Here is a 13,963-nt window from a genome sequence, read left to right as displayed (position 1 = left end):
GGAATAAGGGATAAGAGGACAGGGTAGATATTTCAGACGCTGCGATTCTATGAGTGGCTATCAGGGGTTGCAAACCGCTGATTGCATTTCTATGAGATGGCTCAATGGGTGCAAATTTAATCATATTGCTATTCAATTCACCCGAAATCGCAGCCAATTCGTATGCAAATGGTGCCGAACCGGCGGACAGCCTTGCCCTAACTGGGTTTGCTCTCCCCCTCTTCGGGATATTGGCGTGTGAATAAAGGGTTAATATTATGCGCCGATGTGCAAATAATGCATATTATGGTGCATGGATATCTGTTTTCAGCTCTTTTAAGGGGCTATGAAAATTCCCGTGAATATGCATATCCACCTTATTAAAGATACCTCTGGAATATAATTCACGGCTTTTGCATTCCTCTCTGTTAATGATTATTCCGGCATACTCGGTGACGCCTTGCTGGCAGCCGGGATCTGTTATTAGCGCCATAAAAATCTATGCCATGAATTTGCACGGCGGATCTGCTCCTGCTGCACAGGAGTGGGGAGCATGGCGTTGGCGTTGGCGTTGGCGTGACGGTGTGCGGGAGCTGTGGTGCTGGATGAGAGGTGGCGTTGGATGAGGGGCTGTGGTGGAAATCCGCTTCTCTTCACTCCTGTTGCATCACCCGATGGGTGGGGTTGCCCCCCGTCGTCGCTTTTTCCACTTTTTGTGGCTTTGTCTGATCTCCCTCTTATCTGTGGCTGGTTGTGATGATTGGGATGGTTTTCAGGGCTCGGGAACAGTTCAGATGATTTCGCAGGAATAAAGTTCAATATACTGTTTTTAAAGGGAAATGTGTCAAAAAATGGATTTATCGACCGCTTTTTATGGTTTCTTGATGAAACTGTTAATTAGTGGCGTGATTGCGAGTCAGGTCGCTTTTTTCACTCGCTATTGATCGTATGATTAATAAGGTAATCAAGGAGCCCTGACGGAGAGCATCGATGCACCGGCAGGCCATTGCCCAGGATTGGCAAGCGAGATCGCATTGCGATCATCATTACCTGACTGTGGAGGATTTATGCTGGGTTTCGTTCTGGGCGATATGTATTGTCAAACATCTGGGCAGCGGTTACCTCCTCGCCTGGGAAAGAGCTTTCCCATTCCTGCCGATTACCGACTGCGCGGCCGGGTATCCGCCGCCATCATGACCATCGAGAGCCTGCTCGATACCCCTTATCCGCAAAAGCAGTTTCGTGATCTGGTCTTTGGCGCCTTTATCGAGCGCCAGCGTCGGCTGTTTGGCGAACATGTGATTGTGGCCCGCATGGAAGGGGAGGAGGGGCTGGAGCTGTCGATTGATCTCTCGTTTGTCAGCACCGCCGTACCTGTGGGCCTGCTGGCTATCTCTGAAGAGCTGGCTCTCGCCACGGCGCCGCGTCCCAAGAAGAGTCATCCCCATTACGAGGCGCTGTGCAAGGCGATCGACTGCATGGTGATGCTGATGTTTTATGGCAAGGTGATCCGCCAGCGGAATACGGTGTTGGAAAATATCAGCCATCAGTTTGGTTATCAGCCCGCGGCGACCCTGACGACGCGCGTTGGCAAGGGTGGGGAGGATGATTACGACGCCTTCATGGTCAATATCATGACCTGTATTGCCCACTCCAACTCGCTCAAGGAGGCGCTGGAGAACGCCAGCCGGATGGGAATTCAGGAGCCCGCTTTCTTCTGCATCGTCGGGGCGATTGCCAGCACTCTGTGGGGCGTGCCCAGACAGTGGGCGTATCAGGCTTCACAGCTGATCCATCGCTCCCACCACCACTACATCCAGAATCTGCTTCGCTGTGAAACCCGTGCCGGGCGGCGCCATATCAATCTGGAGCCGCCAAAGCCCCCGCTGTTTGCACCGATCCGGCAACAGGTTGTGCGTCTGTTCAAGGGGGCACACTGATCCGCAGTCCCTTGTCATCACTCAGGCAGGATAAAGCGCCCCCAGCACAGCCGGACGGCTGGCGCCGGTGACGGCGGGCAGGTTACCCGGCTTGAGGTGGACAAAGCACATGGCCAGCCAGGCAAAGGCAGCGCCTTCCACCCAGTCGGGGGCAAGGCCCAGCTCGGCAGTGCTGGCGATGCGCCATGCAGGCAGCAGGCTGGCCAGCTCCTTCAGCAAGGGGGCGTTATGGGCGCCGCCGCCGCAGACAAACAGCTCGGCTTTCGGCTGGCTGGCACCGACTGACTCGGGCCGGGCGGGCAGTTGGCGGGCGATGGTGTGGCTGGTGAGCGCCTGCAGGGTGCGCTGCACATCCACGGGGGCGTATGAAGTGCCTGCCAGCTCCCCATCGAGCCAATCGAGGGTGAACATCTCCCGTCCGGTGCTCTTGGGGGAGGGGGCGGCGAAGTAGGGGTGAGCCAGCAGTTTCTCCAGCAAGGCAGGGATGGGCTTGCCACTGGCGGCCCATTTGCCACCGGCGTCATAGCTGCCGCCGTGGGGCTGATGGCGGCGATACCAGCCATCGAGCAGGGTGTTGGCCGGGCCGGTATCAAAACCATATACCCCGCCCGGATTGCCTGGCAGCACCGAGATATTGGCGATGCCGCCGAGGTTCAGTACCACTCGCAGGGCGCCGGGTTTGGCAAACAGCGCCTGATGGAAGGCGGGCACCAGCGGCGCCCCCTGACCACCGAGGGCCATATCCATGGTGCGAAAATCGGCGATAACGTCGATGCCGGTCAGGGCGGCCAGCAGGGCGGCGTTGCCGATCTGCAGGGTAAAGCCGAGCTGGGGGCGATGGCGGATGGTCTGGCCGTGGCTGCCGATAGCGCGAATATCTTTGGGCTCAAGCTTCGCCTTGGCCAGCAGCGCGTGGGTAGCGGCGGCAAACTCTCGCGCCACCAGATTATCGGCCACCCCCATGCGGTCGATTTCGTTGTCGCCCGGGGTGCAGAGGGCATGCAGCGTGTGTGCGGTCTCTTGCGGCCAGGGGTGACAAAGCGCCGCTTCGACACGCAGTTCATCCCCGGCGATCATCACCAGCACGGCATCAATGCCGTCCATGCTGGTTCCCGACATCAGACCGATATAGCGCTCAGCCATGGTGTCTCCTTACATTGCTGTTCGAAAATACGGTGTGCAGAGAGGGTGAAGAGGGGAACGGCTTTCATCCCATGCCACATGGCGTGGTCTTTGACATCAGACCGATATAAAGCTCAACCATGTTGCATCCTCAATGCGGACCGGAAAAAGAGTGAGAGAGACAGGATAGATAAGCCCTTGCTTCCGTGCCACATGCCGCTCCCGGTGTTCCATCTCATCTTATGTCTGACAGCGGACTCATTTCAATCTGATTGCCTGGCGTGAGCTCAATAAAAGGGGCTGGCGGGGCATTCACCCTGCCAGCCCTGATGGCTTAGTTGCCGCGACTATCCCGCTTGTTCTGGGCCAGCTGCAGCTCGGGGTTGTCGAGCTTGGCCAGTTGCGGCATCGCCAGCTTTTTGAAGTTGGCCAGCTCGCGTCCGCTCAGGGTCTCTGCCTGCGGCAGGGTGAGGGTGCGCGGGTTCTTGTGAATGCCGCCCACCACGAATTCGTAGTGCAGGTGCGGGCCGGTGACGCGACCGGTGCCACCCAGAGTGCCGATGGTCTGTCCCTGCTTCACCCGCTGTCCCTTGTTGACGGTGCGCTTGGAGAGGTGCAGGTACTTGGTCACATAGTTACCGGCATGCTTGATAAAGACGTAGTTGCCGTTGAACTGGTTGTAACCGGCGGCCACCACGCTGCCGGAGCCCGCCGCCATGATGGGGGTACCCACCGGCGCCACATAGTCGATGCCGTTGTGGGGGCGGATCTTGCCGGTCACCGGATGGAGGCGGCGCGGGTTGAAGTTGGAGCTGATGTATTTGAAGTTGACCGGCGCACGCAGGAAGCTCTTGCGCATCGCCTTCCCTTCCGGGGTGTAGTAGTTGCCATCTTCATTGAGCACGGCGCGGTAGGCGGTGCCCTGGTTGACGAACTCCGCCGCCAGAATATCGCCGGAGGCGACCCGCTCGTCGTCGCGGAACTTGTCTTCATAGACCACCCGGAAGCTGTCCCCCGGTTGCAAATCCTGGGCAAAGTCGATATCCCAGCCGAAGATGGCGGCCAAGTCCATGATCTGATCTTCGGTCATCCCCGCATCCACCGCGGCGCCCCAGAAGCTGGAGCGGATCTCGCCCTTGCTCACCTGTTCGCGGGTGTCGAGGGCGATCTTGACGTTGCGGGCGACAAAGGTCTCCTCCTTGCGGCTCACCTTGAGCGCCTGCTCCAGACTGTGGGGGTAATAGAGGCTGTGCAGCTCGCCGTTCTCGGTGAGCTTGAAGGTGAGCTCCTGCCCCGGTTGCAGCATCCGCAGGGGATCGCTGCCCTCGAGCTGATCGATCAGGTGCAGATCCGTGGTGCTCAGGCCAATGCGCTGGAAGATGACTCCCATGTTGTCGCCACGGCGTACCTTCACCTGCTTGGTGATATAGCGTGGCTTGGGCGGGGTAACGGGCTGGGCGGCCTCGGCCGGCAGCTCGTCGTTCAGCGCGTTATCGTTGGCCGGTTCCCGCAGGGCAATTTCGTTGCCGTTTTCATCGACCCGTGTTGCTACTGCCTGTTCGCTTGGCCAGGCAGCCAGCATCATGATCATGATGCTCAAGATCAGCACCATCTTGCGGTGCCAGTGGGGGAGTGCGTTGAAGGCGTGCCAAATAACCATGAGAAGCAGATGAAGTCGGGCAGAATGGACGGATTTTACAGCCTTTCCAATTGGCCCGCCATTCCAGTAATATGTTTGGCCCTGTGGAATCGTGATGGAGAGTCAAAAAATGTCCCAGCTCGAGGTGGCGCTAGCCGAGATCAAGCGCGGAGCGGAAGAAATTCTGGTTGAAGAAGAACTTGTCGCCAAGTTGAAGGAAGGGCGCCCGCTGCGCATCAAGTTGGGCATGGACCCGACCGCCCCCGACATTCACCTGGGTCATACCGTGATCCTCAACAAGCTGAAGACCTTCCAGGATCTGGGCCATGAAGTGATCCTGCTGATCGGTGACTTCACTGCCATGGTGGGTGACCCCTCCGGCAAGAACGCCACCCGTCCGCCGCTCTCCGAAGAGGCCATCAAGCACAACGCCCTCACCTATGCCGAGCAGGCGTTCAAGATCCTCGACCCGGCCAAGACTCGCATCGAGTACAACTCGACCTGGCTGAGCGAGCTGGGTGCGACCGGCATGATCAAGCTGGCGGCCAAGCAGACCGTGGCCCGCATGATGGAGCGCGACGACTTCAAAAAGCGCTACACCGGCGGCCAATCCATCGCGATTCACGAATTCCTCTATCCGCTGCTGCAAGGCTATGACTCGGTCGCGCTGAAGGCGGACGTTGAGCTGGGTGGTACCGACCAGAAGTTCAACCTGCTGATGGGCCGCGAGCTGCAAAAAGATGCCGGCATGGCGACCCAGTGCGTGCTGATGATGCCGCTGCTGGTGGGTCTGGATGGCGTCAAGAAGATGTCCAAGTCCGCAGGCAACTACATCGGCGTCCACGACGCTCCGGGCGAGATGTTCGGCAAGATCATGTCCATCACCGACGATCTGATGTGGAACTACTACGAGCTGCTCTCCTTCCGTCCGCTGGCCGAAATCGAAGAGTTCAAGGCAGGCATCGCTGCCGGTACTCTCAACCCGCGCGACGTGAAGATCTGGCTGGCCAAAGAGATCATCGCCCGTTATCACGACGAAGCGGCGGCCGAAGCGGCCCACGAAGATTTCACCCAGCGCTTCTCCAAGAACGCCATCCCGGACGAGATGCCGGAAATCGAGCTGGCACTGGAAGGCGAAGGTCTGGCCATTGCCAATCTGCTGAAAGAGGCCGATCTGGTGGCCACCACCTCCGAAGCGCTGCGGATGATCAAGCAGGGCGCAGTCAAGGTGGATGGCGAGAAGCTGGAAGATGGCAAGGCACTCATCGGTGCCGGTACCGCTGTCTATCAGGTCGGCAAGCGCAAGTTTGCCCGCGTGACTGTCAAATAAGCAGTACCGTCAAATAAGCCGTCGCATCAGGCAAGCTGGTCATCAAACCGGTTCAAGCTTGTTCAACAGGGCCTCCTTCGGGAGGCCTTGTCGTATCTGGGCGGCACGGATCTGGGCGATAAAGTGCCGCAGCACGGCACTGCTTGGATGCGGCCGTGTCGCCAGACTGATGCTGGTCATCATGCCGTTGCCCTCAATGGGGTGATAACTGACCCCGAGTGGGCGCAGCGCCGCCACCGAGCTGGGCACCAGGGTCACGCCAAAGCCCGCCTGCACCATGCCGACGGTGGAGATCACCTGCGGGCATTCGGGCCCCAGTATCGGCTCGAAGCCCGCCTCCCGACAGAGGCCCACGATGCCGTCATAGAGCCCGGGTCCGATGGCGTGGGGAAACAGAATAAAACTCTCGTCCTTCAGGCTGGCCAGTGGCAAGGGGCCCGGCTTGGCTTTGGGGTGGCTGGTGGGCAGGGCGATCAGCAGCGGCTCCTGCTCGATAAGGTGATGGGCAAAGCCCTCGCTACCGCGACAGGGGAGCCGCAAGATGGCGGCATCCAGCCGATCGTTGCGCAGCGCCTCCACCAGTGCCGGCATGGTGCCCTCCTGCGGGCTGAGAGCCACCTCGGGGTAGCGCTCCCGATAGTCGTGCAGCAGGGTCAGCACTGCGGGGTGGAGCACGGTGGAACCGGCAAAGCCGATCCGCAGTGCCCCCTGCTCGCCCCGGGCAATCCGCTTTACCTTCAGTTTTGCCGCATCGGCCAGCGCCAGGATCTGCGCCGCATCTCGATAGAGGCTCTCGCCCGCTTCGGTCAGCTCGACACTGCGGGTCAAACGGCGCAGCAGCGGGGTGCCCAGGGTCTCCTCCAGCTTGCGGATCTGCTGGCTCAGCGGCGGTTGGGCCATGTTGAGTGATTCGGCTGCGCGGGTGAAATTCTGCTTTTCAACAACGGCCATGAAGTAGCGGAGCGTACGAAGTTCCATATCGATTGAGTCTCAAAGTCATGGGATCAGCGTATTGGTGTTGAAATGTGAACCAAGTCACCATTGGATCCGAACGCTAACAGGATTCACGGTGGAGGTGAAACCCGAATGGAACATATTGCAACATCTGACAGTGCCGGGTGCAGCTGTGCCCTCGAAGTGAGCCAGCAGTTTTCCCGCTGGCGCAGGCAGCATGACGGTGGCGAGATCTACCAGAGTTCCCTGATGAGCGCCCTGCTGGCGGGGGTCTACGAAGGGGAGACCACCATGAGCGAGCTGCTGCGCCACGGCGACTTTGGCCTCGGTACCTTCAATCACCTAGATGGCGAGCTGATCGCCTTCGAGCGCCAGATCCACCAGTTGCGCTCCGATGGCTCGGCCCGGCCCGCCCGCGCCGATCAGAAGACCCCCTTCGCGGTGATGACCCATTTTCGTCCCTGTCTGGAGCGTCGCTTCGATCACCCCCTGAGCCGTGACGAGATCCACCAGTGGGTGGATCGGCTGGTGGGCTCCGACAACGTCTTCGTCGCCCTGCGCCTCGACGGCCAGTTTGAAACAGCCAAGGTACGAACCGTGCCGCGTCAGGAGCCCCCTTATCGCCCCATGCTGGAAGCAATCGAACAGCAGCCGCTGTTCCGCTTTGCCGCGGTGGCGGGAACTCTGGTGGGCTTTCGCTGCCCGCCGTTCGTGCAGGGAGTTAATGTAGCGGGCTTTCACGAGCACATGATCACCGCCGATCGGAAGGGGGGTGGCCATCTGCTCGACTACACCATGGCCCACGGTACCCTGCGGCTTTCTGTGGTGCGTCACCTCAATCTGGCCCTGCCATCGGATCCCGCTTTCCGGCAGGCCGACCTCAACCCCGCCGATCTCGATCGCGCCATTCAGGCCGCCGAAGGCTGATAGACAAGGAGCAATATCATGGAAAACAGACAGTGGAAGTGCGGTGCCGAGTTGGTGGTTCGTCATCTGGAGGCGCAAGGGGTCAAGCAGGTGTTCGGTATTCCCGGTGCCAAGATTGATCGGGTGTTCGATGCGCTGGAGGACTCCCCCATCGAGACCATAGTGGTGCGCCACGAGGCGAACGCCGCCTTTATGGCGGCCGCCGTGGGGCGTCTCACCGGCAAGGCGGGGGTGGCGCTGGTCACCTCGGGCCCCGGCTGCTCCAACCTTATTACCGGGCTGGCGACCGCCACCTCGGAAGGGGACCCCATGGTGGCGCTGGGCGGTGCGGTGCGCCGTGCCGACGGCCTCAAACTCACTCATCAGAGCATGGATACGGTCAACCTCTGCCGTCCGGTCACCAAGTTCAGCGCTCAGGTCAACAGCGGGGCGGCAATTTCGGAAGTGATGGCCAACGCCTTTCGCGCTGCCGAGCTGGGGCGGCCGGGGGCGGCCTTTGTCAGCCTGCCGATGGATATCATCAACAAGCCGGTGCAGGGCAATGTGCTGGTACCCCGCGAGGTGCCGGAGCCGGGCTGCGCCGATGAACAGAATATGGAGCAGGCATTGACCCTGCTGCGCAACGCCCAGAATCCGGTGGTGCTGCTCGGCCTGATGGCGAGCCGGCCGGAAAATGCCGAAGCGGTACGCGCCTTCCTCGACAAGGCGCGGCTGCCGGTGACCGGTACCTATCAGGCTGCCGGGGTGGTGGACAGCTGCCACTTCGATGACTTTGCAGGACGGGTCGGGCTCTTTAACAACCAGCCGGGGGATCAGCTGCTGGCTGGGGCTGATCTGGTGATCTGCATCGGCTACAGCCCCATCGAGTACGACCCCGTGTTGTGGAATGGCGACAGGGAGCGGCGCATCCTCCATATCGACGTGCTGCCTGCCGATATCGACAGCAGCTACTGCCCGACCGCCGAGCTGGTGGGGTCGATCCGCGCCAACCTGTTGCAGCTGACCCGCATCATGGGCAATCCGAAAATCCGTCCCCCCGAGGTGGATCGGCTGCTGCAAGGTGTTCGCCAGCAGCGGCTGCGACTGGCGATGCGGGCCGACGATCTGCACGGCAATCCGGTTCACCCCTTGCGTATCGTGCGCGAGCTGCAGGATCTGGTGCGCGACGACATGACCCTCTGCGTCGACATGGGCAGCTTCCATATCTGGATTGCCCGCTACCTCTACAGCTTCCGCGCTCGTCAGGTGTTGATCTCCAATGGTCAGCAGACCATGGGGGTGGCACTGCCGTGGGCTATCGGCGCGGCGCTGGTACGGCCGGGTGAGAAGGTGATCTCGGTATCGGGGGATGGCAGCTTTATGCAGTCGAGCATGGAGCTGGAGACGGCGGTGCGCCTCAAAAGCAATATCGTTCACATCATCTGGGTCGATAACGGCTACAACATGGTTGCGATGCAGGAGCAGCAGAAGTATTGCCGCACCTCCGGCGTCTCTTTTGGCCCCATCGATTTCAAACGCTATGCCGAATCGTTCGGGGCGGCCGGGTTTGCGGTGCGTTCGGCCGACGAGCTGCGTGCCACCCTGCGGGCCGCGCTGGCGGTGGAGGGGCCTGCGGTGGTGGCCATTCCGGTCGATTACTCCGACAACCCGGGGCTGATGGCCCAGCTCAGGCCAGAAGTATTGGCATAAGTGTGGGCAGCAGTGCTGGCCTGAATCCTTGTGTAAGGGCAGGCAGACCCGTCCATATAGCAAAAACCGGCATCAGGGGATGCCGGTTTTTTATTGTTTTGCCGTATTGATGGCCTTAACGGGCCAGCTGGACGGCGGCGCGTGCGCGGGCCGGTTGTGGGCGCTGTTTGGCTTTTGGCGCGCAGGCCATCTTCAGGCGCAGCCACTCGCGCCACAGCAGCCAGCAGAGCGGCAGGGTGAGCAGCAGCACGGTCGCGGGCTGGGCCATCAGTACCCCATCACGCCCCCACAGTTGCGGCAGCAGGAAGATGAGCGGCAGCAGCAACACGGTTTTGGCGATGGAGATGACCAGCGCCTGACGGGTACGCGCCATGGATTGCAGTAGCACGATGCCGAACATGATGATCCCCTCCAGCGGAATGGCGCCGAGGTTGAGGGTCAGGCTGCTGATGGCGGCGGCCAGCAGTTCGGGATCCTTGTCGCCGGTATAGAGCATGGCGACCTGTCCCGGCAGCAGCTGGATGGTGAGCCACACCAGCATGCCGTAGATAAAGGTGAACTTGAGCCCCATCTCCATCAGGTACTTGAGGTTGCGGTGGCGCTTGGCCCCCGCCGCCTTGCTGATGAGCGGCTGAATGCCGAACGCCAGCCCCTGCAGAATGACGATAAAGACCGCCTCGGTGTAACCGGCCACGGTAAAGCCCGCCAGATCCTTCACATTGCCATACACCATCAGCTGGCTGTTGTGTAGCATCAGCAGCAGGCCGAGGTTGAACTGGGCAATCAGGCTCGGCAGACCGGTAAAGAGCAGGTGCGGCATGGCGGGGAGGTTGGGCACCAGATCCCGCCAGCTGAGGCGCAGCCGCGCCCAGGGGGTAAAAAAGTAGCCAAGACCGATCAGGCTCACCGCACCCTCTGCCATCAGGGTGGCTTGCGCGGTACCGATCAATCCCAGCCCCAGCCGACCCACCATGATGTAGTTGAGGATGATATTGAGCACGGCGCCGCTGCTCACCAACACCATGGCCAGTTTCGGGCGACCATCGTTGCGCAGCAGATAGGGGACCGCAAGATTGCTGGCCAGCAGCAGGGTACCGCCGCCAATCCAGGTGAGGTAGTCACTCGCCTGTTTCCAGGTCTCGGTGCCCTGTTCAATCCCCAGCCCCAGCAGGATATCGGTGTGGGTGTAGTAGAGCAGCACCGGCGCAATGCCCCCGAGTCCGGCCAGCAGCCAGAGGGCGTTGACCAGCGCCTGACGGGCCAGTGTGTCGTTTTTCGCCCCTTGCTGGAAGGAGATGGCGGTGGCCGCCCCCATGCTGATCATGGCGGCCAGACCGATCAGAACCATGATGACCGGATAGACCAGGTTGATCCCGGCGAGGCCAGCGGCACCGACATAGTGGCCGACGAAGATGCCGTCGATGAGGTAGTAGGCCCCCGAGACCAGCATGGCAAGAATGGAGGGGAGGGCGTAAGCCCAGAAGCGACGGGTCATGGCCCGTTGCCGCAGTGTTAAATAGGCAGACATATCTGTTCTCTCGGGGAGTTCGATTATCGAACAGCTAGTCTAGATTAATACTTATTTGGTGATAATCAGGGTTTCACTTGATGAATTGCTGAGTATTACTCACTAATCCGGGGTTTTGGTAGTGGGCCTTGAGCATGTCGATCAGGATGCGCAGGCCGCTGCCCAGCTGATGCCGACTGGGATAGAAGAGGTAGAAGCCGGCAAAGGTGGGGCACCAGGGCTCCAGCACGGTGAGCAGTTTCCCCTCCGCGACCTTTTGGCTCACCTCCTCTTCCAGACAGTAGGCGAGTCCCAGCCCCGCCTCGGCGGCGCCCAGATAGAGGGCCGGGGTGCTGGTGGTGAGCGGCCCGGTCACTTCGATCTCCAGCATGGTGCCATCGGCGGCAAAGGCCCAGCGATAGTGATGGTGCGGAGTGAGGCGATAGCCGATGCAGGCGTGGCGGCTCAGCTCGCTCGGGTGCTCCGGCGTACCGTGCTCCGCCAGATAGGCCGGGGAGCCCACCACCAGATAGCGTTGGGGCGGGCCGAGGGGGATGCCGATCATCTCCTTGGGCAGCAGATCGCCATAAAAGAGCGCGGCATCGTAACCATCCTCAATCAGCCGGGGCATCAGCTCCTGCTCCACCACCTCCACCTGCATCCGCGGATAACGGGCCAGATAGTCGATCAGCACAGGTGCCAGCAGGCTGTCGATGGCGCCGCGGGGGGCGCAGAGCTTGAGCCTTCCCACCGGTTCATCGCTGTTGCGGGCCAGCTCGCAAAGCGCCTCTTCCAGGGTATTGAGGGTGGGGAGCAGCTGCTTGAGCAGCCGCTGGCCCGCTTCGGTCGGCACCACGGCGCGGGTGCTGCGGTTGAGCAGCCGCACCCCCAGACGGGCTTCCAGCCCCTTCAGGCTATGGCTGAGTGCGGAGGCGGAGACCCCGAGTTCGAGGGCGGCCTTGCTGAAACTGCGGTGACGGGCGACGGCGGCAAACACCGCCAGTTCGGCGAGATCGGTACGGGTAATGGTCATCATCAATCAACAAAAAGGCGTGAGTCACAAGGGTACGCCAAGGCCGTGCTGCACACAATCCGCGCTAAACTGGTGGCTTGTTGCAAATATGTAGCTGCTCGCAGGCCATTGATTCCAGTGAAACTAAGTTGAATTGTTAAAAAAAACTCACAATAAGGCGCTTTGAGTGTGATCTTGGTCGTCTGAAAGGCGACCAAAATCAAACTTTGGTTGATTAATTCAAAAAAACGCTGTGATTAATAAGGGCATTTAATTAAAGTCAGCCCATCAAGAGTGGCGCACGTTAATCGGTTGTTAAGTGAGACGGGCGCCGACCCTCAGGGTCAAAATCTCGCACTGTTGTTTGTTGCAATCCTGTTGTCACAAGGAGTGATGGCCAGGTTGCCGGGGGGCGAGAGGTTAATTTCAAGGACGGACAGCAGGCGTTCCAGGGAGATGGAACCGGGCCAAAGCCCGACCAAACAAGAATCCCATTTTCCTAGATGACAGGAACAACGTATGTCTGACATGAATATTGCAGCTGATGGTCGTTTAGCCAGCAACACCTCCCGCGGCGTCAACAAGGCCGATGTGGTCTGGATGCTGGGTCTGTACGGTACCGCGATCGGTGCCGGTGTGCTCTTCCTGCCAATCAACGCCGGTGTAGGTGGCCTGTGGCCGCTGGTTGCCATGTTGATCCTGGCGCTGCCGCTGACTTTCTTTGCTCACCGTGGTCTGACCCGCTTCGTGCTGTCCGGCTCTACCCGTGATGGCGACATCACTGAAGTAGTAGAAGAGCACTTCGGCAAGACCGCAGGCAAATTCATCACCCTGCTCTACTTCTTTGCCATCTACCCGATCGTGCTGATGTATTCAGTCGCCATCACCAACACCGTCGAGAGCGTGATTGTTCACCAGCTGGGCATGTCTGCACCTCCCCGTGCCGTTCTGTCACTGGCCCTGATCCTCGGTCTGATGGCGGTTGTTCGTCTGGGCGGCCAGGTTATCGTCAAAGCGATGAGCGTGCTGGTATTCCCGTTCGTGCTCACCCTGATGGGTCTGGCGTTCTACCTGATCCCGCACTGGAACGGTGCCATCATCACTGAAGCTCCGGCCCTGTCCGACGCCTTCAACGGTGACTTCATCAAGACCCTGTGGTTGGCTATCCCAGTAATGGTGTTCTCCTTCAACCACTCCCCGATCATCTCCTCCTTCGCGGTGGACAACAAAGGTCGTTACGGTGAAGGTGCCGAGAAGAAGTGCAGCAACATCCTGCTGGGCGCCCACGTCATGATGGTAATGACCGTTATGTTCTTCGTATTCAGCTGCGTACTGAGCCTCTCCCCGGCTGACCTGGCTGCTGCCAAAGAACAGAACATCTCCATCCTGTCCTACCTGGCCAACCACTTCGATAACCCGGTTATCGGTACTGTGGCTCCGCTGATCGCCATGGTTGCCATCAGCAAATCCTTCCTGGGTCACTACCTGGGTGCGCAAGAAGGCATGAACGGCCTGATGGCCAAGGCGCTGCGCGAGAAGGGTAAAAACGTTGACACCAAGCAGCTGAACAAAGTCACTGCCGTGTTCATGATCCTGACCACCTGGGCCATCGCTACCATCAACCCGAGCATCCTCGGCATGATTGAAGACCTGGGCGGCCCGATCATCGCAATGCTGCTGTTCCTGATGCCGATGTACGCCATCACCAAGGTTCCGGCCATGCGCAAATACGCTGGCAACATCAGCAACGGCTTCGTGACCATCATCGGCCTGATCGCCATGTCCGGTATCATCTACAAGCTGATTGCCTGATAACGCCGGTTACCAAGTTGAATGAAGAAGCCGCCTCGCAAGAGGCGGCTTT

At 59.9% G+C, this 13,963-nt stretch carries 10 protein-coding genes; 5 read left to right on the top strand and 5 right to left on the bottom strand.

Annotation, left to right across the window (positions count from 1 at the left end):
• Positions 1–1,046: 1,046 nt before the first annotated feature.
• Entirely contained in the window at positions 1,047–1,919 is an 873-nt protein-coding gene (locus WBR25_RS15410) for a hypothetical protein (protein ID WP_479748547.1), read from the top strand.
• A gap of 21 nt (positions 1,920–1,940) precedes the next feature.
• Here WBR25_RS15410 and WBR25_RS15405 read toward each other — a convergent pair whose 3' ends face one another.
• Both WBR25_RS15405 and WBR25_RS15400 read right to left on the bottom strand, forming a co-directional pair.
• Positions 1,941–3,062 (bottom strand): anhydro-N-acetylmuramic acid kinase, encoded by a 1,122-nt coding sequence (locus WBR25_RS15405; protein ID WP_479748545.1) that lies wholly within the window; start codon positions 3,060–3,062, stop codon positions 1,941–1,943.
• Between the two features lie 313 nt (positions 3,063–3,375).
• Positions 3,376–4,701 carry a peptidoglycan DD-metalloendopeptidase family protein gene (locus tag WBR25_RS15400; RefSeq protein WP_013724009.1) on the bottom strand — a complete coding sequence of 442 codons (1,326 nt, stop codon included), beginning with the start codon at positions 4,699–4,701 and terminating at the stop codon, positions 3,376–3,378.
• A gap of 109 nt (positions 4,702–4,810) precedes the next feature.
• On the opposite strand from WBR25_RS15400, the gene tyrS reads away from it, so the two are divergent.
• Complete coding sequence (gene tyrS / locus WBR25_RS15395) at positions 4,811–6,010, top strand: tyrosine--tRNA ligase (protein ID WP_005347884.1); 1,200 nt, start codon at positions 4,811–4,813, stop codon at positions 6,008–6,010.
• 42 nt (positions 6,011–6,052) lie between these two features.
• On the opposite strand, the gene WBR25_RS15390 is transcribed toward tyrS, so the two are convergent.
• Positions 6,053–6,988 (bottom strand): LysR family transcriptional regulator, encoded by a 936-nt coding sequence (locus WBR25_RS15390; protein WP_043818935.1) that lies wholly within the window; start codon positions 6,986–6,988, stop codon positions 6,053–6,055.
• Positions 6,989–7,096: 108 nt separating this feature from the next.
• Here WBR25_RS15390 and budA point away from each other — a divergent pair, with 108 nt between their 5' ends.
• Both budA and alsS read left to right on the top strand, forming a co-directional pair.
• Positions 7,097–7,891 carry an acetolactate decarboxylase gene (gene budA, locus WBR25_RS15385; RefSeq protein ID WP_005338506.1) on the top strand — a complete coding sequence of 265 codons (795 nt, stop codon included), beginning with the start codon at positions 7,097–7,099 and terminating at the stop codon, positions 7,889–7,891.
• Between the two features lie 18 nt (positions 7,892–7,909).
• The gene (gene alsS / locus WBR25_RS15380) at positions 7,910–9,580 is read left to right on the top strand and encodes an acetolactate synthase AlsS (protein ID WP_005338504.1); all 1,671 of its coding nucleotides are present in this window, start codon (positions 7,910–7,912) and stop codon (positions 9,578–9,580) included.
• 115 nt (positions 9,581–9,695) lie between these two features.
• Here the strand turns inward: alsS and WBR25_RS15375 are convergent, their stop codons facing one another.
• Positions 9,696–11,108: an MATE family efflux transporter gene (locus WBR25_RS15375; protein WP_005338502.1), complete on the bottom strand. Its 1,413-nt coding sequence runs from the start codon at positions 11,106–11,108 to the stop codon at positions 9,696–9,698.
• A 73-nt stretch (positions 11,109–11,181) separates the two neighbouring features.
• The gene (locus WBR25_RS15370; RefSeq protein ID WP_042055187.1) at positions 11,182–12,120 is read right to left on the bottom strand and encodes a LysR family transcriptional regulator; all 939 of its coding nucleotides are present in this window, start codon (positions 12,118–12,120) and stop codon (positions 11,182–11,184) included.
• A gap of 498 nt (positions 12,121–12,618) precedes the next feature.
• Here WBR25_RS15370 and WBR25_RS15365 point away from each other — a divergent pair, with 498 nt between their 5' ends.
• Entirely contained in the window at positions 12,619–13,911 is a 1,293-nt protein-coding gene (locus WBR25_RS15365; protein WP_005338498.1) for an HAAAP family serine/threonine permease, read from the top strand.
• Positions 13,912–13,963 lie beyond the last annotated feature (52 nt).

Source organism: Aeromonas sp. MTB, from assembly GCF_056632455.1.
This window is presented reverse-complemented; position numbering and strand designations above follow the sequence as displayed.